The following is a 20061-nucleotide window of genomic DNA, read 5'->3' as shown; positions in this document are numbered from 1 at the left end:
AGTGGCCACTCTATCGGGGAACTAGGACCTTCCGGTTGCGGAAGTGCACAGACCGACCGAGAGATGTTCGAGGCGAGGCACACCATGGACGCTCCGACCACCACGTCGGCCGGCAACGGCACTTCCGGGGGCGGGGGCGGCTGGTTCACCCCCCGCAAGCAGCCGGCACCGACTCCGGACGGCGAGCAGGAGACCGTCGAGGGACGGCGCTTGGCCGGGTTGCGGACGCTGGGACGGAGCGGGGCGCCGACCGGCGGTGACCAGGTTCCGGACACTCAGGCCGAAGGCGACGTCTCACCGGCCGACGCTGAGCACCGGCCCGGGCCGGACGGGCACTCTGACGTGGGCGTGGACGTGTCCGCGGACCCGGGGAGGACGACCGACGCCGCTAGGGCGGCCGACGCAGGCGCCTTCGGTGAGCGGCCCGCGCCCGATCAGAACACCGAGGCCGAGCGCATACCTGACAGCGGGGCGCCGTCCGACGCCGGAGTCCCCGTCACCGCACCTCCCGCCGCGATGCCTCCTGCCACGACTCCGCCGGGGACGCCCCGTACGCTTCCTGGCCCCACCCCCGCCGAAACCGCCGTAGGGACACCGCAACCCCCATCCCTCCCGGACGCGTTCGCAGCGGCCGTGCCGCGAGCCACCGGTCCGGCGGCCTCGCCCGACGCCGTGCTGATCCGGCGGACGATGGCCGAGGTCGCCCCGGTCGCCGACAAGCTGACCTCGTACTTCTACGCCCTGCTCTTCGTACGGCACCCCGAACTCCGCGCGCTGTTCCCGGCCGCGATGGACACCCAGCGGGACCGGCTGCTCAGGGCCCTGCTGACGGCGGTCGAGCATCTGGACGACAAGCCGACACTCATCGACTACCTGCAACAACTCGGCCGTGGCCACCGCAAGTACGGCACCAAGGCCGAGCACTACCCCGCGGTCGGCGAGTCGCTCATCGGCGCGCTCAGCCGGTACGCGGGGACGGTCTGGGACACGGAGACCGAGGCGGCATGGGTCCGCGCGTACACGACGATCTCCCAGGTGATGATCGACGCGGCCGCCGTGGACGAACTGCGGGCCCCGCCCTGGTGGCAGGCGGAGGTCGTCACGCACGAGCTGAGGACCCCCGATGTCGCCGTCGTCACCGTCCGCCCCGACCAGCCCTACCCCTTCCTCGCGGGCCAGTACACCAGCCTGGAGACCCCCTGGTGGCCGCGCGTCTGGCGGCACTACTCCTTCGCCTCCGCGCCCCGCTCGGACGGTCTGCTCACCTTCCATGTGAAGGCCGTCCCGGCGGGCTGGGTCTCCAACGCCCTGGTCCACCGCGCGCGCCCCGGCGATGTCGTACGCCTCGGACCGCCGTCCGGGTCGATGACCGTCGACCACACCACCGACAGCGGCCTGCTCTGCCTGGGCGGCGGCACCGGCATAGCCCCGATCAAGGCGCTCGTGGAGGATGTCGCCGAGCACGGGGAACGCCGTCCGGTCGAGGTCTTCTACGGCGCCCGTACCGATCTCGACCTCTACGACATCGACACCATGCTCCGCCTCCAGCAGGTGCATCCCTGGCTCTCCGTCCGCGCGATCATCGATGAGCTGGCGCACGTCCAGCTGCCGGACGCCCTGCGCGAGTACGGGCCCTGGACGGAGTACGACGCGTATCTCTCCGGACCGCCCGGCATGATCCGCCGAGGCGTCCACACCCTGAAGGACATCGGTGTCCCGTCGGAGCGGATACGCCATGACTCGGTGGAGGAACTCGTCGCGGCGGGCACCTGACGCCGGGGCGGGGTCGCCCGGGGCGATGGGCAGATCCGATGGAAGCCGGCGGGCTCATCCGATGCCCCGGGCTCAAACCGACCCCCCGGGCTCGACCCGACCCGCCCCCCCCGGGCTCGACCAAACCCCACAGGCTCGAACCGATGCCTTGGGCTCGACCAGATCCCACGGGCTCGACCCGATCCCACGGACTCCACGCCACTCCACGCGACCCCACGCGACCCCACGGACCCCACCCGACCCGACAGGTCTCGTCCCGACGGTTCAGCCCAGATCGGGCGCGTGCATGGCCCGTACGCCCTCGATGTTCCCGTCGAGATAGTGCCGCAGCGACAGCGGCACGAGGTGTACGGAGGCGATCCCGACCCGGGTGAAGGGCACATGGACGATCTCGTACTCACCGGCGGGGGCGTCCACTTCGGGGCCGTGGCGCAGGGCCGGGTCCATGGAGGCCAGGCGGCAGACGAAGAAGTGCTGCACCTTCACCCCGGTCGCGCCACCGTCCTCGCCGATGTGCTCGACGGTGTCGACGAAGCAGGGCACCACATCGGTGATCTTCGCGCCGAGTTCCTCGTACACCTCGCGGTGCAGGGCGTCGACGACCGTCGGGTCGTTCGGCTCCACCCCGCCGCCGGGAGTGACCCAGTAGGGATCCACGCCCGGTTTGGTGCGCTTGATCAGGATCAGGTCATCGCCGTCCAGGAGAACGGCACGCGCGGTGCGCTTGACCACGGGTCGGACGGTCATGGGAGAAATGTGGCCCCGCTGGTTCCACGTGAAACATCGCGAGGCGTCACCCGTCCTGTTCATGGCGTCAACATCGACGCAAGCTGCTGTTCATACGGTGAGCTGGGGAAAGGGGCGGATGCACGGTGTCCCGCCACTTCCCTGACCGACGTGCGGGGACATCGCGGCCGGGCCTGCTCATCCCCACCCGACAGCCGCCCCCAGCAACCACTCGTGCGCCCGCGCGATGTGCGGCATGGCGAGCGTCCCGGTCCGTACGACCAGGAAGTACGTCCGGAGCGGCGGTACGGCGGGTTCGTGGAGGGCGACGACCTCCCCGCGTTCCAGTGCCTCAGCGCACAGATACCGGGGCAGCACGGCGAGCCCCGCCCCCGCGGCGGCGCAGGCGAGGACGGCCCGCAGGTCAGGGACGATCACGGTGCCGGAGGCGGACGGGCGGGAGTCGTAGACCGAGGCCCAGTAGCGGCAGACGAAGGGGAGCGACTCGTGCACTTCGACCACGGGCAGGTTCTCCAGGGCGGGGGCGGCCTTGTGCGGGATGGGCTCGACGCCGAGCCGCCCGGCCCAGCGGGGTGCGGCGACCAGGACATGCTCCTCGTCGCAGAGCGCGGTGGCGGTGAGCAGGGCGCCGCGCGGGCGGACGGTACTGATGGCCAGGTCGTGACGTCCGGCGGCCAGGCCCTCCAGGGTCTCGACGGCGTTTCCGAAGGAGGTGCGGAGGGCGAAGCCCTGTCCGTGGTCGCCGGTCAGTTCCACGAGGGCGGGCAGGGCGCGTTCTGCGGTGAATTCCGGGGGCCCGGCGAGATGGAGGGTACGCAGGACCGATTCGTCATGCTCCAGGCCGCTCTCGGCGATCTCCATGAGGGCGTCGAGGTGCGGGGCGGCTTTGTGCGCGAGTTCGTCGCCGATGGTCGTCGGGGTCACGCCGCGGGCCTGCCGTAGGAACAGGGGGCGGCCGAGTTGGCGCTCCAGGGTGCGGATCTGGGAGGTGACGGCGGGCTGGGAGAGGCCGAGCAGTGCGGCGGCGCGGGTGAAGGAGCCGGCCCGGTGCACGGTGACGAACGTGCGCAGCAGGGCCAGATCCATGTCACACGCCTCCCATGGCGCCCACCGCTCTCACTGACCCGGGCAGGGCCCCAGCCATAAATATGTCGATAGGCATCTGCCGTTTTACTGTGATGGGACACTGACACAGAGTCAACTAACCTTGTCCGCACGGTTCTTCGCGCGTGGAACCGGGGCGGTCCGAGCCACGAGGGGGGAGGCTCGGACCGCCCGCCTCTCCTCGGACCTCTCGTTGTCAGTGGCGCGTCGTACGGTTCTGGGTATGGAGCGAACTTCGGTTGCGGGGGTGCAGCGCTACTACGCCGAGTCGGCGGAGCGGCTGGGGAGCGTGTACGAGAGCGTGTCGTTCGAGTCGGTGCACGGCGCGCTGCTGGACCTGCTCCCCGAGCCGCCCGCCCGCGCGCTGGACGTCGGCGCGGGCACCGGGCGGGACGCGGCGGCCCTGGCGGCACGCGGGTTCGCGGTCGACGCCGTGGAACCCGTGGCGGAACTCCGCGAGGTGGCGGCCCGCCTGCACCCCGACGCGGACGTCACGTGGCGAGAGGGCGCGCTGCCGGATCTCGACGGAGTCCAGGGCCCCTACGACGTCATCCTGTTGTCCGCGGTGTGGATGCACCTCGCCCCGGAGGAACGCCCCCTCGCGATACGACGCCTCGCCGCACTGCTGGCCCCCGGCGGCACCCTGCTGATCACCCTCCGCAGAGGCGAACCCCCCACGGACCGCCGAATGTTCGACATCCCGGCGGAGGACGTGGCCCGACAGGCGACGGACGCGGGCCTCAGACTCCTGAGAACCGTGGAGGAGGCAACAGACCGCCTCGGCCGCGAAGCGGTGACATGGAACGCGGTGGCCTTGGGCGGGGGGCCGGGGTGAGGGGGCGGACGCATGTCGTGAAGACCCGTCTTCCTTGTCCCACAGCCTTCGCCGCATCGCTCATCGGGTACCGGCGATCGGCCATCCCGCTCAGAGCCTGTTCTGGCTCGGGGCCCGGCCGTTGTCGGTTATCCCTGCGACGACGTCTTCAGTGCTCCCAGCACGTCGTCCATCAGGTCCTCCGGGTCCTCCGCTCCCACCGACAGGCGGATGAAGCCCTCGGGGACCGCGTCGCCGCCCCAGCGGCCCCGGCGTTCGGCTGTGGAGCGGACGCCGCCGAAGCTGGTGGCGTCGTCGACCAGGCGGAGGGCGTCCAGGAAGCGCTCGGCGCGTGCGCGTGAGGGCAGGGTGAAGGAGACCACGCAGCCGTAGCGCCGCATCTGACGGGAGGCCAACGGGTGCGAGGGGTCGGTCGACAGGCCCGGGTAGCGTACGTTCAGCTTCTCCGGCCAGTCCCGCAGCGCCTCGGCGATCTTCAGCGCGGTCGCCGTCTGCCGGTCCACCCGCATCTGGAGCGTCGCCAGCGACCGATGCGCGAGCCATGCCTCCATGGGCCCCGCGATCGCCCCGACGATCTTCCGCCAGCGTCGTACGGCGGCCATGGCGGCGGCGTCGCGGCCGGTGACGTAGCCGAGCAGCACATCCCCGTGCCCGGTCAGCTGCTTGGTGCCGCTCGCCACCGAGAAGTCGGCGCCCAACTCCAGCGGGCGCTGCCCGAGCGGCGTGGCGAGGGTGTTGTCGACCGCCACCAACGTCCCGCCGGCCCGTGCCGCCTCGGCGAGGCGCCGCACGTCGCACACGTCCAGCCCGGGGTTGGACGGCGTCTCGATCCACAGCAGCTTCGCGCCGTCGAGCAGGTCGAGCTGGGCGTCCCCGCCGGTCGGCGCGGTCCGTACCTCGATGCCGTACGCCTCCAGTTGCGCCCGGACCAGCGGCAGCACCTGATAGCCGTCGCTCGGCAGCACGGCCACGTCCCCCGCGCGCAACTGCGAGAACAGCAACGCCGAGATCGCGGCCATGCCGGACGCGAAGACCAGCGTCTCCACGTCGTCCCGCCCCGGCGCCTCCAACTCGCCGATCGCCCGCTCCAGATGGGTCCAGGTGGGGTTCTCGTCGCGACCGTAGGCGTACGGTCCCGTGGGCTCGCCCGGGAGATGGAAGTGGGCGGCGAAGACCGGGCCGGGGAGCGTGGGCTCGTACGCCACCGGCTCCGGCAGCCCGGCCCGCACCGCGCGCGTGCCCTCGCCCACACCCTCTGGCCGAATCCCGCCGCCCCGCCCAGCCGAATCACTCATGCCGCTCGTCCCTCCACCTGCTCGCGTACCGCGACGAGCAGCCCTTCGCTCGCCGCCTCCACCATCTCAAGACACTCCACGAAGCCCTCCATGCCCCCGTAGTACGGGTCGGGCACGTCCAGGTCGTCGCCGGCGGCGGGGTCGTACGAGCGCAGCAGCCGTACCTTCTCCGCGTCCCGCGCGGTGGGCGCGAGGCGGCGCAGGGCCTTCAGGTGGCCCCGGTCGAGCGCGACGACGAGATCGAGGTCGGCGAACCAGGAAGCTTCGAACTGCCGTGCCGCGTGGTCGCCGCCGTACCCGTTCTCCTCCAGCACGGCCACCGTGCGGGGGTCGGCGGGATTGCCCACGTGCCAGCCGCCCGTACCGGCACTGTCGACCACCACCTGATCATCGAGACCGGCCTCCGCGACGCGCGCCGAGAAGACGGATTCGGCCATGGGCGAACGGCAGATGTTGCCGGTGCAGACAAAACAGACGTGATAGGTCATGAACGGTCATTCCCGATCATCTCTGTGACCGATCCGGTCGCACCGGTCGCAGCGGTTCCGCCGGTTGCACCGGTCGCACCGGTTCCGCCGGTCGCGGCGGTCACACCAGTCACACCGGTCGCAGCGGTCGGCGCGAACGAATCGGTCAAAATGGGCATTCTCATCAGGGTGATCAGTCTCCGTCAGGAAGGATCATGTTCAGCGCCCACGAGACGACCGAGATGATCAGGCCGCCCAGGACCGCCGTCCAGAAGCCCTCGACATGGAAACCGAGGTCGAACTGATCCGCCAGCCACGAGGTCAGCAGCAGCATCAGGGCGTTCACGATCAGGGTGAACAGACCCAGGGTGAGGATCAACAGCGGCAGGCTCAGCAACTGCACGATCGGCTTCACGACAAAGTTGACCAGGCCGAAGATCAGCGCGATCACCAGCAGAGTGCCGACCTTCTTGCCGGTACTGGCCCCAGTGAGCGTGATCTTGTCGAGCAGCCACACGGCCACGGCCAGGGCGCCCGCATTGGCGATCGTCTTGACTACGAAATTCTTCATGTGTCTGATCGTGGCAGACCAGATCGGCTACGAGCACGGGCGTGAGGGCGACAATACGATGAAGGCATTCCGGCTGGATGAGCTGGAGACGGAACGCGCCGCCAACGAGGGCGCCTACCTGCAGTTTCTGCATGAGCGGAATATGTCGGTCGGACTCTACGCGCTCGACGCCGGCGAACCGGACCCCCAGCAGCCGCACCGCCAGGACGAGGTCTACTTCGTGGTCAGTGGCCGCGCCGCGATCACCGTGGGCATGGAGACCACCCAGGTTGCGCGCGGCAGCGTGGTCTATGTCCCGGCGGGCGTGGCGCACAAGTTCCACCACATCACCGAGGATCTCCGGGTCCTGGTGATCTTCTCCCCGCCGGAGGGCTGACTCGGCACCCCGGATTCCCTAGGGGATCGGTCAGGGGAGGACAAGGGGTGCGAGCACCCCATCGGCCCCCCTGTCCGCTTTAGCATCGAAGGCAGGACATCACATGACCCGGCGGACCGACGGGCCCACCAGGGCCGGTTCGACCGACGGGCCGGGAGAGAAGGGCGAGGGCGATGCAGGAGTTCTTCGCGGGACTGCCGTGGTGGGTGAAGTGGATCGCGGTGCCGATCATCGCTCTGGTCGTGTTCGGCGGTCTGATAGCGACCGTCGTGGGCTTCGTGATCGGTCTGCTCTTCAAGTTGCTGATCTTCGTGGCGCTGGTCGGCGGACTGATCTACGTCGTGCGCAAGTTCACGTCGAGTTCGTCGTCGCGCGGCGACTGGTGACGCGTGAGCCGACAGGCCGGTGAGTCGGTGAGACGTTGAGCCGGTGGGGCGTTGAGCCGGTGGGACGCTGATCCGATGGGGGGCGTTGATTCGGTAGGGCGTTGATCCGATGGGGGGGGGCGTTGATCCGGTAGGGCGTTGAGCCGGTGACGTGCCCGTGAACCGGCAGGGGTGGTCGGTGGCCCGATGGCGGGAGCCACCGGGTCCCTCGGGTGGGGGAAGTTTGCCGGACGAGCCGCCTGCGGGCCAAGGCGGAGGGCTAAAGTCCGGAACCCGTCGCGGGTCCGCCCGCGAGCGGTGAACCCCTCCCCCCTCCGTGCTCCCCCGCACGGCTGCCCCCTCGCGCAACGGGAGTCACCCTTGGCCTCGGTAGACACCGCCACCACCGAAACCCGCGCATCCGCTTCCTCTTCCACCTCTGCTTCCACATCCCCTTCCTCTTCCTCTTCGCCGTCCGTCCCACCGACGCCGTTGTGCGTACGCCCTCCCGAACAACCCGTTCGACCCGTTCGAAGCCCGGAGCCGTCGGTACGGCTCCCCGACCAGTCGTCGGCACGAAGCGCCCGGCCGCCGGTACGACGCCCGGACCAACCACCGGCACGGAGCCCGTCCGCGACCCTCATCGGATCCGTGCAGCGCGCGATGCGACTGCTGGAACGCGTCGCCGAGCACGAGTACGGTGCTCCCGCCAAGCAACTGGCCCGGGAGACCGGTCTGGCCCTGCCCACCGCCTACCACCTGCTGCGCACCCTGGTCCATGAGGGATACCTCCGCCGCGACCAGGGCCTGTTCTTCCTCGGTGCGGCTGCGGAGCGCCTCAGCGGCAGCGCGGCACAGCAGAAACGTCGCAGCACGGTCGTCGAGGCCCTCGCGCATTGGCGGGATTCCATCGGGGCGCCCGTGTACTACGCCGTCTATCGCGACGGCGAGATCGAGGTCATGTGCGTCTCGGACACCCCGGGCAACCCGGCGGTGGAGGAGTGGGCCAACTTCCGGGAGACGGGTCACGCCCACGCGGTCGGCCAGTGTCTACTGGCCCAACTGGATGAACCTGCCCGCCGTGACCACCTCGACCGGCACCCCGTACAGACCATCACTCCGTACACGGTGCGTGACGACAGCTCCCTCCTGCGCCGTCTGGGCCGGGCGCGACGCATGGAACCGGTGGTCGAGAGGCAGGAATACACACTGGGGGTCGTGTGCTCCGCGATCCCCATCACGGTGGGCAGTACGGCGGCGACGATCGCTCTCTCGCTCCCCACTCAGCAGGCGGACCGACTGCTGCCCGCCACACGGCAATTGCAGCGCGAGATCGGCCGGCTTCTCGGCTCACTGGCGATCTCTATCAGCATTTGAAAACTTACTCCTTGTGATCTGCTGTGTACGTTCAGCAAGATGCCAACACATGTCAGGCGTTCATTCCCGGCCACTTGACCGGCATATGACGGGGTAGGCGATGCGCGAGTCCGTTCAGACAGTTCAAGCAGAGATCATGATGAGCTTTCTCGTCTCCGAGGAGCTGTCGTTCCGTATCCCGGTGGAGTTGCGTTATGAGGCGTCCGACCCCTATGCCGTGCGGCTGACCTTCCATCTGCCCGGGGACGCCCCTGTGACCTGGGTGTTCGGCCGGGAGTTGCTGGTCGACGGCATGGCGGCGCCGTGTGGTGAGGGCGATGTCCATGTGGCTCCGGCCGAGAACGACCCGATCGGCGAGACCTTGATCCGGCTTCAGGTCGGCAGCGACCAGGCGCTGTTCCGCTCCTCGGCGGCGCCGCTGGTGGCGTTTCTCGACCGCACCGACAAACTGGTGCCGTTCGGCCAGGAGGGTGCGCTCGCCGACTTCGACGCCCACCTCGACGAGGCCCTCGACCGCATCCTGGCCGAGGAACCGAGCACGGGTTGAACCTACGACGGCCAGGGTGGCGGAACGCTTCCTCAGCCGACGTCGGAGGGGCCGGGGCGGGGCTCGATCGGGCCTCGGGGGGTTGGCAGGAACGGTTCTTCGAGGACGGAGCGGGTGAGAACCCTCTTGCCCGTCCCACCGCTCTTCCGCCGTCCTCCCGCCGCCCTTCGCCTCCCGCCGCCCGCTCGCCGCTTGCCCCCTCTCCCGCTCCCTCCCGCCTCCCGTCGCCCGCTCGGCCGCATGCCCTCTAGCCCGTTGGCTCCGGCCTTCCACCGCCCTCTCGCCCCGTCGCTCCCCGCCGCCCGCTTGCCCCGTCGCTTCCCCGCCGCCCGCTCGCCCTCAGCGCTTTCGGCGGCGCCCCCGGCCCCCGCGGCTCGGGGCGTTCGGGATGCTCGGAGGGCGCCCGCCCGGGGCCATGGGCCCTTGCCCCGCGGTGCCCTGTCCGGTCGCGCCCTGCCCCGCCGCCCCGGCGGGCACCGTCTGTCCCTTGAGCCCCGCTCGTCCCAGCAGCCCGGCCGGCCGGCTCCGCCCTTCCGCCGTCGACGGACGGTCGGCCGAGACGACCAGAGCCGCGAGGGCCGTCGTCACCGGCACGGAGGCCACGAGCCCGATCGAACCCACCAGAGTCCGCACGATCTCCTGGGCGACCAACTCACTGTTGGCGACCGTCCCCATGCTGCTCTGCGCGATCGAGAAGAGCAGCAGCAGCGGGAGCGCGGCACCGGCGTAGGCGAGGACGAGGGTGTTGACGACCGAGGCGATGTGGTCGCGGCCGATCCGGATGCCGGCCCGGTACAGGCCCTTCCAGCCCATCGTGGGGTTGGCCTCGTGCAACTCCCAGACCGCCGAGGTCTGGGTGACCGTCACATCGTCCAGCACACCCAGCGAGCCGATGATGACACCGGCCAGCAGCAGACCGCTCATGTCGATGGACGGGTACAGGCCGTGGATCAGACCGGTGTTGTCGTCCGTGTCCCCGCTGAGCGCGGCCCAGCCGATGAAGAGCAGACCGAGTACGCCGATGAGCAGCAACGAGATCAGCGTGCCCAGCACCGCGACCGAGGTTCTCGCCGACAGCCCATGGCACAGATACAGGGCGATCAGCATGATGGCGCTCGCCCCGACCACCGCCACGACCAGCGGATTCGAGCCCTGGAGGATGGCGGGCAGGATGAAGAAGTTCAGAATCATGAAGCTGATCGCCAGTGCGACCAGCGCCATCACACCACGCATCCGCCCCACGACCACGACGGCCAGCGCGAAGATCCCGGCGAGCAGGGCCAGGGGGACCCGCCGGTTGATGTCCGTCACCGAGTACTGCAGGTCCTTCGGTGCCGAGGGTTCGTAGGCGACGATGACCTTCTGGTCCTGCTCCAACTGGCGGGACTGGTCGGGCTGGACGATCTCCGTGAACGTACGGCCCTTCTCGTCACCGGTGTCCACCCGGATCGTCGCCCGCTTGCAGGTGCCGTTGGCCTGTTGCACGGCGGAGGAACCCTCGGCGGTGGAGGTGTCGCCGGTCGGGGTGCCTCCGGAGGCGTTCACCGACGCGCAGTCCACCCGCTCGACCCTGGTGACCGTGGCGTCGTGCGTCTGCCGGTCGAACCCGACCCCCGTGCGCTCGTGCGGCGGCGCACCGCCCGGCCACAGCATCCCCAGCCCGACCAGCACGGCCGCGGCGAACGGGAGCAGGATGGCCGCGATGATCTTCCGTAGGTGGAGGGAGACCGGGGCCGCCGGGCCGTGACTGTGACTGTGGCCCTGGGAGTGACCGTGCCCACCGCCATGCCCCGGCCCCTTCCCCTCACCGTGCCCCGACCCCTTCCCCTCACCGGGCCCGGGTCCCTGCCCACCGCCCTGCCCGGGTCCCTGCCCACCACCGTGCCCGGGTCCCTGCCCGGCCTGGTGCCCACCGTGCCCCCCGTGGCCGCTCTGCCCGCTCTCCCCGCTCGGCGCGCTCTGCGCGCTCTGCGCGTCCTGCCAGCCGCCGTGTCCGCCCTGCCTGTCGCCATGGCCGCCGGCCTCACGCTCACCCCTGAACTGCTGCCCCGGTGGGCGGCGGAAGTCCTGTGGAGGCTGACGGAAGTCCTGTGCGGGCTGACGGAAATCCTGTGCCGGGTGAGGCGTACCGCCGTCGTGGCCGTGTCCGCCGGGGCGCGGCACCTGGCCGCGCGAGGCTCCGGGGCCGTTGCCGGCACCGGCACCGGAAGACGTGCCTGGGCCATGGGGCGGTTCAGGCGACGGATACGAGGGATCCTGCGGTGTGGTCACCGACCGATCATCGCAAGAACGGAAGACCCCCTCTGTTCACCGCGCCCGAATTGACGCTAGCGTGGAGGCACCTTTGTACACGCGGGAGCTCGGAGCACCGGGCTGAGAGGGCGCTGACCTTCGTCTTCGCGATGTTTCACGTGGAACATCACTCGTCCTGAGTGATGTATCCCATGGAACGCCGACAGACGGAAGCCGCTGCGTCGACCGCCGAACCTGTTACCGGGTAATGCCGGCGTAGGGAGTAGGTCTCATGACCATCAAGGACACAAGCACGCCTGCCTCCACGCGGTCCTCCAGCGACGAGGAGGCCGGGAAGTCCATCGGCTGGCACAAGGCGTACGTCGAGGGCTCACGCCCCGATCTGCGGGTGCCGGTCCGCCAGGTGCACCTCACCAACGGGCAGTCGGTCACCCTGTACGACACCTCCGGCCCGTACACCGATCCGCTGGTCGAAACCGACGTCCGCAGGGGACTGACACCGCTGCGGGAGAACTGGATCATCGCCCGCGGTGACACCGAGGAGTACGCGGGCCGCCCCGTCCGCCCCGAGGACGACGGCATCAAGCACACCTCGCCGCGCGGTGGACTGCGTAACCTCGACGCGGTCTTCCCCGGCCGCCCCCGTCAGCCGCGCCGCAGCCGGGACGGCGGCGCGGTCACTCAGCTCGCCTATGCGCGCCGGGGTGAGATCACGCCGGAGATGGAGTACGTGGCCCTCCGGGAGAACGTCTCGCCCGAGGTCGTCCGTGAGGAGATCGCGGCGGGACGGGCCGTGCTGCCCGCCAACATCAACCACCCGGAGATCGAGCCGATGATCATCGGCAAGCGGTTCCTGGTGAAGGTCAACGCCAACATCGGCAACTCGGCGGTGACCTCCTCCATCGAGGAAGAGGTCGACAAGATGACCTGGGCGACCCGCTGGGGCGCCGACACGGTCATGGACCTCTCCACCGGCCGCAATATCCACACCACCCGTGAATGGGTGCTGCGCAACTCCCCCGTCCCCATCGGCACGGTCCCCCTCTACCAGGCCCTGGAGAAGGTCGACGGCCGGGCCGAGGAGCTGAACTGGGAGATCTACCGGGACACGGTGGTCGAACAGGCCGAGCAGGGCGTGGACTACATGACCGTCCACGCGGGCGTCCGCCTGCCGTACGTCCCGCTGACCGCGAACCGCAAGACCGGCATCGTCTCGCGCGGCGGCTCGATCATGGCGGCATGGTGCCTGGCCCACCACAGGGAGTCGTTCCTCTACGAGAACTTCGAGGAGCTCTGCGAAATTCTCGCCGCCTACGACATCACCTACTCGCTGGGTGACGGGCTGCGGCCGGGCTCCATCGCGGACGCCAACGACGAGGCGCAGTTCGCGGAGTTGCGCACGCTCGGCGAACTCAACCGGATCGCCAAAAGTTTCCACGTACAGACCATGATCGAAGGCCCGGGGCACGTCCCGATGCACAAGATCAAGGAGAACATCGATCTTCAGCAGGAGATCTGCGAAGAGGCCCCGTTCTACACGCTCGGCCCGCTGACCACGGACGTGGCGCCGGCGTACGACCACATCACCTCCGGCATCGGCGCCGCGATGATCGCCTGGTGGGGCACGGCCATGCTCTGCTACGTCACCCCCAAGGAGCACCTCGGCCTGCCCAACCGCGACGACGTCAAGACCGGCGTCATCACCTACAAGATCGCCGCTCACGCCGCCGACCTCGCCAAGGGGCACCCAGGAGCCCAGGAGTGGGACGACGCGCTGTCCGACGCCCGCTTCGAGTTCCGGTGGGAGGACCAGTTCAACCTGGCCCTCGACCCCGACACGGCCCGCGAGTTCCACGACGAGACCCTGCCGGCGGAGCCCGCCAAGACGGCCCACTTCTGCTCCATGTGCGGCCCGAAGTTCTGCAGCATGAAAATTAGCCAAAGCATCACACGGCAGTTTGGTGGTGCGGCGGCTGAGGGGGCGTCACCTGAGGAGGTCGCTGAGGGGATGCTTCAGAAGTCCAAGGAGTTCGCTGAGGCGGGGAACCGGGTGTACCTACCGCTCGCCGACTGAGGCCCGGCTGATCTGAAATGCCCTGCGCTCCCGATCTTGTTCTACCTGGATCGGGAGCGCGGGCTTTCCTCCGACAGCTCAGAACGGAAGCTCGGGCTTGGAGGCACCCCGCTTGATGGTCCGCACCCGTTCGTGGAAGTCCCGTGTGGAGGCTTCACGCGGGTACCGGGCGCGCAGTTCGTTGTCCAGCTCGTCAGCGACTAAAAGGAGGGATGGGAGCGACTTGCGGTCGGCCTCCAGGGCTGTTGTGCCCATGCCGATTGCCTCTTCTACGTCGCCGGTTCGGGCGGCGGCCACTCCGAGGGTGAGGCGGGCCTCGGCTGCTCGCATGGGTGAGATCTCGGTGCCGTCGGGGCCTGTGCTGATCCGGATGACCGAGCGGGCGTGGGCGGCGGCGCGTTCGTCGTCTCCGAGTAGACGGTAGGCGTCCATCTCGTAGAAGTCCCACTTGTCCGGGTCGATGATGAAGTGGTGTTCCGGGTGATCGGGCTTGGGCAGTCGGTCAAGGCGGGCTCGCCCGGCGTCCAGGGAATCCCGTACCAGGCGGGCATCCCCCATGCGGGCTGCGGCGCGGGCCTTGTGCGCGTAGAGCTGGACGCCCACAGAGTGGGTCTGGTCCGCCACATGCCCGGCCTCCACTGCGGTGAGCATGTCTTGCCAGCGGCTCTGGGTGAGGGCGAACCAGGCTTCGATCTCCCAGGCCCATGCCTTTATCTCGCCGTGCCCGGCCTCCTTGCCGATCCGCAGTGCGGCGGCCTTGCTGAGGTTGGCGGCCTCGCGCTGGCCTCGGTCGTACTGGACACATGCGTTCAGCAGGAAGAGCCATCCGGCGTCCACGAGTAGCTCGCGGTGCTGGCGGAGGGTCGTACGGCCTTCGAGTTGCTTGGTGACGTAGTGAAGGCCGTTGCGGGTCCGCTCGTGGAGGTAGTCGGCGTCTGCGTACGGATAGGCGCGGGCCAGTTGATCAATGCCCTGCTCGATCGACTCCAGGGCGGCGCTGTTGATGCTGGACATCTCCGTGCGCCTGAGCAACTCGGCGACATCCCAGAGTCCGGCTCCGCCCTGGGCGATCAGTGCGCTGGGGTCGTCCGGTGTGGATATCGAGGATGACCGGTCCTTTTCCCATGGGCGCGGGGCGAGTCCTGCGAGATGACCGGGGATCCGTAGGCCGTCCACCACTTCAAGGATCTTGGTGAACTGAGTGATCCGTGGTCGCACGCCTTTGCCATCGGTTTCGGGGCGGGCCATCTTGCCGATGTGTTCGCGCTTGTAGTTGACCGCCTCGGCGATCTTGGCGTAGCTGATGCCACCGTGGATCTTGGCGAGTCTGAAGACTTCGCCGAAGTCGTGGCTGGCGATCGCGGACCGCACGTCTGCACGTTCCAGCACATGCGGCGGTAGAGCTGCCGGTGTCGGTGCTACTTCGGCCATCCCACTTCCCCATGGTGAATGGACCTGCCGGATCTTCTCGCCTGATCCGCTCTCTCGATCTTCGCTTCCCGGTCTCTCCCGCGAGTGTACCCAGGAGGGGGGTCCCCAAGAGGGGGGAGCGACAGCCGGTACGAGGGGTGCACCCTCGGGTCACCCTGTCGGGATGGCCTCGGCAGACGAGACCTGAGACGGATGCCATGGACGCGAAGAAGGCGCGAGGGCATGAGCACATGACAGAGGAGCTAGACGCGTACGCGCACTGGTTCGCCGCGCCTGTTCCGGCGTCGGGCGGGCACTTCCTCTCCTTGACGCTCCTTGCCGAGTTCCCCAACACGGGTCAGGTGGCGCGCGACATGACGGGCGCGTTCCTCATGCGTGTGGGCGCCGGTGAAGCCGTGGACGATGCCCGGCTGATCGTTTCCGAACTGATCGGCAACGTCGTGAACCACGTGGTGCCGGACCGCCGTCGCGCACGTCCCGGCGGAAACCGGCACATCAACGTGCTGTTCAAGGTGTGGCCGAAGTGGCTGTTCATCGGAGTCTCCGACGAAGACTCGGCGCCCCCGCTCCTCCCGATGGGTGACACCTTCTCGCCTGGCCTGATGCTGGAGCTGGCGGAAGCGGTCGTACCCGACAACGGCCGTGGTCTGTTGATCGTTCAGCGACTGGCGTCGGCGGTCTGGTGGACACCGGAGGACAGGGGCGGCAAGACCGTGTGGTGTCGGCTCGACCGGGACGGCGGTGTACGAGACACCCCCTCCTGACGATCTCCGGGCTGTCGCTTCACGCCTCTGTTCTCAGGAGCGGGCGACAGACCCGGGCTGAGGGGCGATCCCTTCAGCGGACGGGCGTGGCCTCCTGAGTTCGCCGAGTTCCCCACTCGGCTCCAGAGGACCGCGCTTCACAACCGAAGACCGAGACCGGGCCACCCCGTCAGCCCTGGAAAGCGAAGGGTGGCCCGGCTGGGAACACGGCGGTCCCCGGTGCCTGATGGTACCGGGGCCGTCGTGCTGCGTTTTGGCCTTGGCCCAAGGAAGTTGACGATCCGTTACTCAGATCAGGGTTGAGGTGGACAGGGTGGCTGGCTCCGGTGAGGAGTGGCTGAACGACGGTCTCGATGTGGCAGGTGCAAACGCCGGGCTCTGGCTGTCCGGTGTGGATTACATGGCGGGGTGGCGTGATGCGCGTGAGGCTGCTGATCGGCTGAACCGGGGTCTTCTGTCGGTGGGTTTCGAGCTGTCCGCGGTGCGGGCCGTCGCATCGACGGACGAGACCGGGCGGGGGGTCGTACGGCTGTCGGGGCGGCCTGGTGCGGTCGAACGGCTCGCCCGACTTCTTGAGGGTGTCCGTGATCACGGGGGTGCGGTGTGAGGGGGCTGCCTGCCGGTGGGGGCGGCGTGCGGCCGGCGGCCTCTGGTCTCCTGGGGGCGGACTCGTGCGGTGCTGGTGCTCGTGGGCCCTGCGCAATCCCTGCCGCGTTCGATGCCTCGGCCACGGAAAGTCAGCCACGACGATGCGGTGCGGCGGTCGGGCTGGTGCGCGTGTGCCTCGCTCAGCCACCCCCTGGGAGCAACCACGCCTTCTCGCTCTTGGGCGGTGGGGGCGGTGCCGCCCGGCACTCGGCACCGATGGCTGGGCGGCTCCTCTTGCTTCCGGGTGTGCTGTGGTGTGGGCCGTCGGGCGACCGGACGGGACCGGCGGTCACGCCGCATGCCCGGCCGGGGCGGCCGGGCGGCCCGGCGCGCCTGCGGCGCGCCCTTGAGGAAGTGAAGACTGTTTCGACCGATGCCGGTTGTTCCTCAGGTGCGGGTGCGTCGGGTGGGCTGCTCGTCGGCGGTGATCCGGTAGGCGGCTTCGGAGCGGTCGGCTCCGATGCGGAGTTCTTCGAGGATCAGGGGCCGGTCGTCGGTGCCGTGCGTGGTGCGGGTGATGTGCAGGACCGGGGTGGCGTCGGGGAGACGGAGTGCGGTGCGTTCGTCGGGCAGGGGCATGCGGGCCCGTACGGTCTCCGTCCAGGTGAGCGGGTGCCCGGCCTCGGTGAGCATCTGGTAGATCGCGGCCGGTTGCCTGTGCGGTTCCTCCGCGAGCAGGGGGACCGCTTCGGCCACTTCGAAGGGGATCAGGGTGCGGTGCATGGCGCGCGTCCCGGTGGCGGGGTCGGTGAGCAGGCGGTCACAGCCGAACAGGGCTTCCTCCGCTTCGAGTCCGAGGGATCGGCCGGTGGTCTTCGTGGTGTGCGTGCGGTACGTGCTCGGCTGCTCCGCCTCGTCCCAGACCTCCCCGCCCGGCATCACGTACGTGCCCTCGCTGGTGCGGCTGATGCGGCGTTGGAGGGTGAGGCGCGGCTGGCCGGTGGAGCGCACGAAGCTGCCCTTGCCGTGGCGTACGTCCACCAGTCCTTCCGCCCGCAGTGCCGCGATGGCGTTGCGGACCGTGGGGCGGGAGACGCTGTAGCGGGCCATGAGCTGGGCTTCGGACGGGAGCAGGGATTCGGGGGCGAACTCGCCGTTGAGGATCGCTTCCCGGATGGCGGCGGCCACCTGCTGGTAGAGGGCTCCTGGGCGCTGGATCTCCGACATGGCGGCTTCTCCGGGTTGAGGTCGTAGGCACGTCGCACACGCGACGTCACTCGTCAGCATAAGTAGTTGCACTCTCGCCGTACAAGGCTCCATAGTCATAACTCGTAAGGACAAGTGACGTCAGGACTAGCCTGTCGTCGTGACCGGCCAGGGAGGCCAACCACCATGCAGTCCATTCCCGTGGACACGGCGCGGCTCGGCGTACTGCGGTGCGCCATCGCGCCCGAAGCGAAGTTCAGCAATGCGGAGACACAGGAGGTGAAGCGGGACCGGGACGGCAACCCGGTGTGGACCGTCGCCGTCACCGTGCGGCAGGACCGGCGGCGGATCTCCGTCATCGAGATCGCCGTCAGCGGACAGCCCAAAGGCATCGAGGAAGGACAGACCGTCAAGGTCACCGGGCTGACCGCGTTCGCCTGGGCCATGGGCGACCGCCACGGCGTCAGCTTCCGCGCCGACACCATCACACCCCTTCAAGGCGGAACCGCTGCCCAGGGCAAGGGCGGTGACGCGTGATGGGGGCCATCCTGCTCGCCCTCGGCCTGGCCGTGCTCGCCTGGGCGCTCGTGATCGGTGACCTGATGCACCAGCACCGCCCGGCCTTGCACTGGTACGTCGTCGGCTACCCGGTGACCGCGTGCCGGGTCGTCTTCACCTGGCGCAGGGTCGCCGTCCTCAACGACTTAGCGGTGTCCCGGCTCCCGGCACGCACGCTGATCGGGCATCTGCTGGTCAAGGGCGATCCGGTCCGGCCGGTCGCTCCCCGGATGTCGTTCCCGTCCGCGACCCGGCTCGGGCTGGCCGTGACCGTACGGCTGCACGCAGGGCAGACCCCTGCGACGTACCTGAAGGCGGCGGACGCCCTCACCCACGCATGGAAGGTCCACGCCGTGCGTGTCACCTCGCCCGAACGCGGCCTGGTCCTGCTCACCGCGACAGCATCAGATCCGCTCCAGCGGCCCGGCCTGGCCACCGCACCGCCCGAACTCCTCTCGGCCCTGATCGGCGTCATGGAAACCGGCGGCGCGTGGGTGCTGAACCTGCGCCTGGTGCCGCACTGGCTGATCGTCGGCGCCACCCGCTCGGGCAAGTCGACCCTGCTCGCCCGCCTCATCGCCGAACTCGCCCCGCAACCCGTCGCCCTGGTCGGCGTCGACTGCAAGGGCGGCATGGAACTCGGCCTGTTCACCGGACGGCTGTCCGCGCTGGCCACTTCCCGCCGCGAGGCGGTGGCCGTACTGGCGGCACTCGTCATCGACATGCAGGACCGGATGAGCGCCTGCCGGTCGGCCGGAGTCCGCTCGGTCTGGGAGCTGCCGGACAAGCTCCGCCCGGTGCCGGTCGTCGTGATCGTGGACGAGATCGCGGAACTGTACCTGTCCGACGGCACCCGAGAGGGAAAGGCCGAAGCCGAACAGTGCTCCACCCTGCTCCTGCGCCTCGCGCAGCTCGGGGCGGCACTCGGCATCCACCTGGTGGTGGCCGGACAGCGCGTCGGCTCCGACCTCGGCCCCGGCGTCACCGCGCTGCGGGCCCAGCTCGCGGGCCGCATCTGCCACCGGGTCAACGACCCCGGCACGGCCGAAATGGTCCTGGGCGACCTGAACAAGGACGCCGTGACCGTCGCGCAGGCGATCACCGCCCAGGAACCCGGCACGGCCGTCTGCACCGGCCCGGACGGCGGATGGAACCGCGCCCGCTCGCACCTCACCACAACAGCTGAGGCCGTGGCGACGGCACGCAAGCACGCCGCGACGACTCCCGAACTGCCCGCCCTCACCCGCGCCATGACTGCCCTGGAAGGAGACGACGAGTGATCAGCGAAGGAACGGCGTTCACGTTTGCGGTGATCTTCGGGATCATCACCGTCCTCCTCGTCCGCTCCCGCGACGTACACGCCTGGCAAGCCGTCTGCGTCGGCCTCTTCGGCCTCTACCTCGGCCAGACCCCCGTCCTCCACACCGTCCACGGGCTCGTCATCTGGCTGATCAACGGCTTCTCCCACCCCTGAACGACAAGGACACCACCACCATGCCCATGCCCCGCGTGCGCTGCCCCCACTGCAAAGGCGACGGAGCCCGAAAGACCTGGACCGGACGTGTACGCCGCTGCCGCGTCTGCCGGGGCACCGGAACCATCCGCTGACCCACCGCACACCACCCCCACCCGAGGAGTGATCCCCATGACCCACGACGCGCCACCACCCACCACCATCCGCGCCGCTACGGCGGCCCACCCCGGAAGGTCACCACCATCACCCCGCACCA

At 69.4% G+C, this 20061-nt stretch carries 19 protein-coding genes and 1 riboswitch; of the genes, 11 read left to right on the top strand and 8 right to left on the bottom strand.

What is annotated here, in order from left to right; all coding sequences use genetic code 11:
- Positions 1-63: 63 nt before the first annotated feature.
- Complete coding sequence (locus ACIQNG_RS19970; protein ID WP_401486550.1) at positions 64-1773, top strand: globin domain-containing protein; 1710 nt, start codon at positions 64-66, stop codon at positions 1771-1773.
- Between the two features lie 264 nt (positions 1774-2037).
- Here the strand turns inward: ACIQNG_RS19970 and ACIQNG_RS19965 are convergent, their stop codons facing one another.
- Together ACIQNG_RS19965 and ACIQNG_RS19960 are read right to left on the bottom strand one after the other, a co-directional pair.
- Positions 2038-2520 carry an NUDIX domain-containing protein gene (locus tag ACIQNG_RS19965; RefSeq protein WP_401437927.1) on the bottom strand — a complete coding sequence of 161 codons (483 nt, stop codon included), beginning with the start codon at positions 2518-2520 and terminating at the stop codon, positions 2038-2040.
- A 177-nt stretch (positions 2521-2697) separates the two neighbouring features.
- The gene (locus ACIQNG_RS19960; RefSeq protein ID WP_401486549.1) at positions 2698-3606 is read right to left on the bottom strand and encodes a LysR family transcriptional regulator; all 909 of its coding nucleotides are present in this window, start codon (positions 3604-3606) and stop codon (positions 2698-2700) included.
- Positions 3607-3847: 241 nt separating this feature from the next.
- Between ACIQNG_RS19960 and ACIQNG_RS19955 the strand changes: the two genes are divergently transcribed.
- A complete protein-coding gene (locus ACIQNG_RS19955) occupies positions 3848-4459 on the top strand; it encodes a class I SAM-dependent methyltransferase (RefSeq protein WP_401486547.1) in 612 nt (203 codons plus the stop codon).
- Between the two features lie 128 nt (positions 4460-4587).
- On the opposite strand, the gene ACIQNG_RS19950 is transcribed toward ACIQNG_RS19955, so the two are convergent.
- The 3 genes from ACIQNG_RS19950 to ACIQNG_RS19940 form a co-directional block, all read right to left on the bottom strand.
- A complete protein-coding gene (locus ACIQNG_RS19950; RefSeq protein ID WP_401486545.1) occupies positions 4588-5754 on the bottom strand; it encodes a cystathionine gamma-lyase in 1167 nt (388 codons plus the stop codon).
- On the bottom strand, positions 5751-6242 hold the full coding sequence (locus ACIQNG_RS19945) for a low molecular weight protein-tyrosine-phosphatase (protein ID WP_401486543.1): 492 nt from the start codon (positions 6240-6242) through the stop codon (positions 5751-5753). Before ACIQNG_RS19945 ends, ACIQNG_RS19950 begins: the two co-directional genes overlap by 4 nt.
- Before the next feature lie 172 nt (positions 6243-6414).
- On the bottom strand, positions 6415-6792 hold the full coding sequence (locus ACIQNG_RS19940; protein ID WP_401437941.1) for a phage holin family protein: 378 nt from the start codon (positions 6790-6792) through the stop codon (positions 6415-6417).
- Between the two features lie 58 nt (positions 6793-6850).
- Here ACIQNG_RS19940 and ACIQNG_RS19935 point away from each other — a divergent pair, with 58 nt between their 5' ends.
- The 4 genes from ACIQNG_RS19935 to ACIQNG_RS19920 all read left to right on the top strand — a co-directional run bounded on the left by ACIQNG_RS19935 (position 6851) and on the right by ACIQNG_RS19920 (position 9457).
- Positions 6851-7168 (top strand): cupin domain-containing protein, encoded by a 318-nt coding sequence (locus tag ACIQNG_RS19935; protein ID WP_401437998.1) that lies wholly within the window; start codon positions 6851-6853, stop codon positions 7166-7168.
- 173 nt (positions 7169-7341) lie between these two features.
- On the top strand, positions 7342-7554 hold the full coding sequence (locus ACIQNG_RS19930; RefSeq protein ID WP_401437944.1) for a DUF5326 family protein: 213 nt from the start codon (positions 7342-7344) through the stop codon (positions 7552-7554).
- A gap of 621 nt (positions 7555-8175) precedes the next feature.
- On the top strand, positions 8176-8910 hold the full coding sequence (locus tag ACIQNG_RS19925; RefSeq protein ID WP_401486759.1) for an IclR family transcriptional regulator: 735 nt from the start codon (positions 8176-8178) through the stop codon (positions 8908-8910).
- Between the two features lie 100 nt (positions 8911-9010).
- On the top strand, positions 9011-9457 hold the full coding sequence (locus tag ACIQNG_RS19920; RefSeq protein ID WP_401437946.1) for an SsgA family sporulation/cell division regulator: 447 nt from the start codon (positions 9011-9013) through the stop codon (positions 9455-9457).
- 339 nt (positions 9458-9796) lie between these two features.
- On the opposite strand, the gene ACIQNG_RS19915 is transcribed toward ACIQNG_RS19920, so the two are convergent.
- Positions 9797-11128 carry a YibE/F family protein gene (locus ACIQNG_RS19915; RefSeq protein WP_401437948.1) on the bottom strand — a complete coding sequence of 444 codons (1332 nt, stop codon included), beginning with the start codon at positions 11126-11128 and terminating at the stop codon, positions 9797-9799.
- A 671-nt stretch (positions 11129-11799) separates the two neighbouring features.
- A riboswitch (TPP riboswitch) is annotated at positions 11800-11989 on the top strand.
- Here ACIQNG_RS19915 and thiC point away from each other — a divergent pair.
- Positions 11982-13784, top strand: coding sequence for a phosphomethylpyrimidine synthase ThiC (gene thiC, locus ACIQNG_RS19910; protein ID WP_401486540.1), 1803 nt, complete (start codon positions 11982-11984; stop codon positions 13782-13784). Its footprint overlaps the riboswitch before it by 8 nt.
- A 78-nt stretch (positions 13785-13862) precedes the next feature.
- Here the strand turns inward: thiC and ACIQNG_RS19905 are convergent, their stop codons facing one another.
- Positions 13863-15155: a tetratricopeptide repeat protein gene (locus ACIQNG_RS19905; RefSeq protein WP_401486538.1), complete on the bottom strand. Its 1293-nt coding sequence runs from the start codon at positions 15153-15155 to the stop codon at positions 13863-13865.
- A 257-nt stretch (positions 15156-15412) separates the two neighbouring features.
- Here ACIQNG_RS19905 and ACIQNG_RS19900 point away from each other — a divergent pair, with 257 nt between their 5' ends.
- Positions 15413-15979: an ATP-binding protein gene (locus tag ACIQNG_RS19900; protein ID WP_401486536.1), complete on the top strand. Its 567-nt coding sequence runs from the start codon at positions 15413-15415 to the stop codon at positions 15977-15979.
- A 1035-nt stretch (positions 15980-17014) separates the two neighbouring features.
- Here ACIQNG_RS19900 and ACIQNG_RS19895 read toward each other — a convergent pair.
- Positions 17015-17794, bottom strand: coding sequence for a GntR family transcriptional regulator (locus ACIQNG_RS19895; RefSeq protein ID WP_401486534.1), 780 nt, complete (start codon positions 17792-17794; stop codon positions 17015-17017).
- Between the two features lie 165 nt (positions 17795-17959).
- On the opposite strand from ACIQNG_RS19895, the gene ACIQNG_RS19890 reads away from it, so the two are divergent.
- Genes ACIQNG_RS19890 through ACIQNG_RS19880 form a run of 3 tightly spaced genes read left to right on the top strand, consistent with a single transcriptional unit; the run spans position 17960 to position 19805 of the window.
- Positions 17960-18310, top strand: coding sequence for a hypothetical protein (locus ACIQNG_RS19890; RefSeq protein ID WP_401486532.1), 351 nt, complete (start codon positions 17960-17962; stop codon positions 18308-18310).
- Complete coding sequence (locus tag ACIQNG_RS19885) at positions 18310-19611, top strand: FtsK/SpoIIIE domain-containing protein (protein ID WP_401486757.1); 1302 nt, start codon at positions 18310-18312, stop codon at positions 19609-19611. The genes ACIQNG_RS19890 and ACIQNG_RS19885 overlap by 1 nt, the downstream gene beginning before the upstream one ends.
- Positions 19608-19805, top strand: a complete 198-nt coding sequence (locus tag ACIQNG_RS19880; protein ID WP_401486530.1) for a hypothetical protein — start codon at positions 19608-19610, stop codon at positions 19803-19805. Before ACIQNG_RS19885 ends, ACIQNG_RS19880 begins: the two co-directional genes overlap by 4 nt.
- Positions 19806-20061: the final 256 nt, after the last annotated feature.

Source organism: Streptomyces sp. NPDC091377, from assembly GCF_044757045.1.
Classification (GTDB): Bacteria; Actinomycetota; Actinomycetes; order Streptomycetales; family Streptomycetaceae; genus Streptomyces.
The sequence above is the reverse complement of the archived record's forward strand: the minus strand, read 5'-3'. Positions and strand labels throughout refer to the sequence as shown.

What these genes read in the sequence shown, in the direction of transcription:
- ACIQNG_RS19970 (WP_401486550.1), top strand. Translation starts at nt 64, where the DNA reads ATGTTCGAGGCGAGGCACACCATGGACGCTCCGACCACCACGTCGGCC.
- ACIQNG_RS19965 (WP_401437927.1), bottom strand. Translation starts at nt 2,520, where the DNA reads ATGACCGTCCGACCCGTGGTCAAGCGCACCGCGCGTGCCGTTCTCCTG.
- ACIQNG_RS19960 (WP_401486549.1), bottom strand. Translation starts at nt 3,606, where the DNA reads ATGGATCTGGCCCTGCTGCGCACGTTCGTCACCGTGCACCGGGCCGGC.
- ACIQNG_RS19955 (WP_401486547.1), top strand. Translation starts at nt 3,848, where the DNA reads ATGGAGCGAACTTCGGTTGCGGGGGTGCAGCGCTACTACGCCGAGTCG.
- ACIQNG_RS19950 (WP_401486545.1), bottom strand. Translation starts at nt 5,754, where the DNA reads ATGAGTGATTCGGCTGGGCGGGGCGGCGGGATTCGGCCAGAGGGTGTG.
- ACIQNG_RS19945 (WP_401486543.1), bottom strand. Translation starts at nt 6,242, where the DNA reads ATGACCTATCACGTCTGTTTTGTCTGCACCGGCAACATCTGCCGTTCG.
- ACIQNG_RS19940 (WP_401437941.1), bottom strand. Translation starts at nt 6,792, where the DNA reads ATGAAGAATTTCGTAGTCAAGACGATCGCCAATGCGGGCGCCCTGGCC.
- ACIQNG_RS19935 (WP_401437998.1), top strand. Translation starts at nt 6,851, where the DNA reads ATGAAGGCATTCCGGCTGGATGAGCTGGAGACGGAACGCGCCGCCAAC.
- ACIQNG_RS19930 (WP_401437944.1), top strand. Translation starts at nt 7,342, where the DNA reads ATGCAGGAGTTCTTCGCGGGACTGCCGTGGTGGGTGAAGTGGATCGCG.
- ACIQNG_RS19920 (WP_401437946.1), top strand. Translation starts at nt 9,011, where the DNA reads ATGCGCGAGTCCGTTCAGACAGTTCAAGCAGAGATCATGATGAGCTTT.
- thiC (WP_401486540.1), top strand. Translation starts at nt 11,982, where the DNA reads ATGACCATCAAGGACACAAGCACGCCTGCCTCCACGCGGTCCTCCAGC.
- ACIQNG_RS19900 (WP_401486536.1), top strand. Translation starts at nt 15,413, where the DNA reads ATGGACGCGAAGAAGGCGCGAGGGCATGAGCACATGACAGAGGAGCTA.
- ACIQNG_RS19895 (WP_401486534.1), bottom strand. Translation starts at nt 17,794, where the DNA reads ATGTCGGAGATCCAGCGCCCAGGAGCCCTCTACCAGCAGGTGGCCGCC.
- ACIQNG_RS19890 (WP_401486532.1), top strand. Translation starts at nt 17,960, where the DNA reads ATGCAGTCCATTCCCGTGGACACGGCGCGGCTCGGCGTACTGCGGTGC.
- ACIQNG_RS19885 (WP_401486757.1), top strand. Translation starts at nt 18,310, where the DNA reads ATGGGGGCCATCCTGCTCGCCCTCGGCCTGGCCGTGCTCGCCTGGGCG.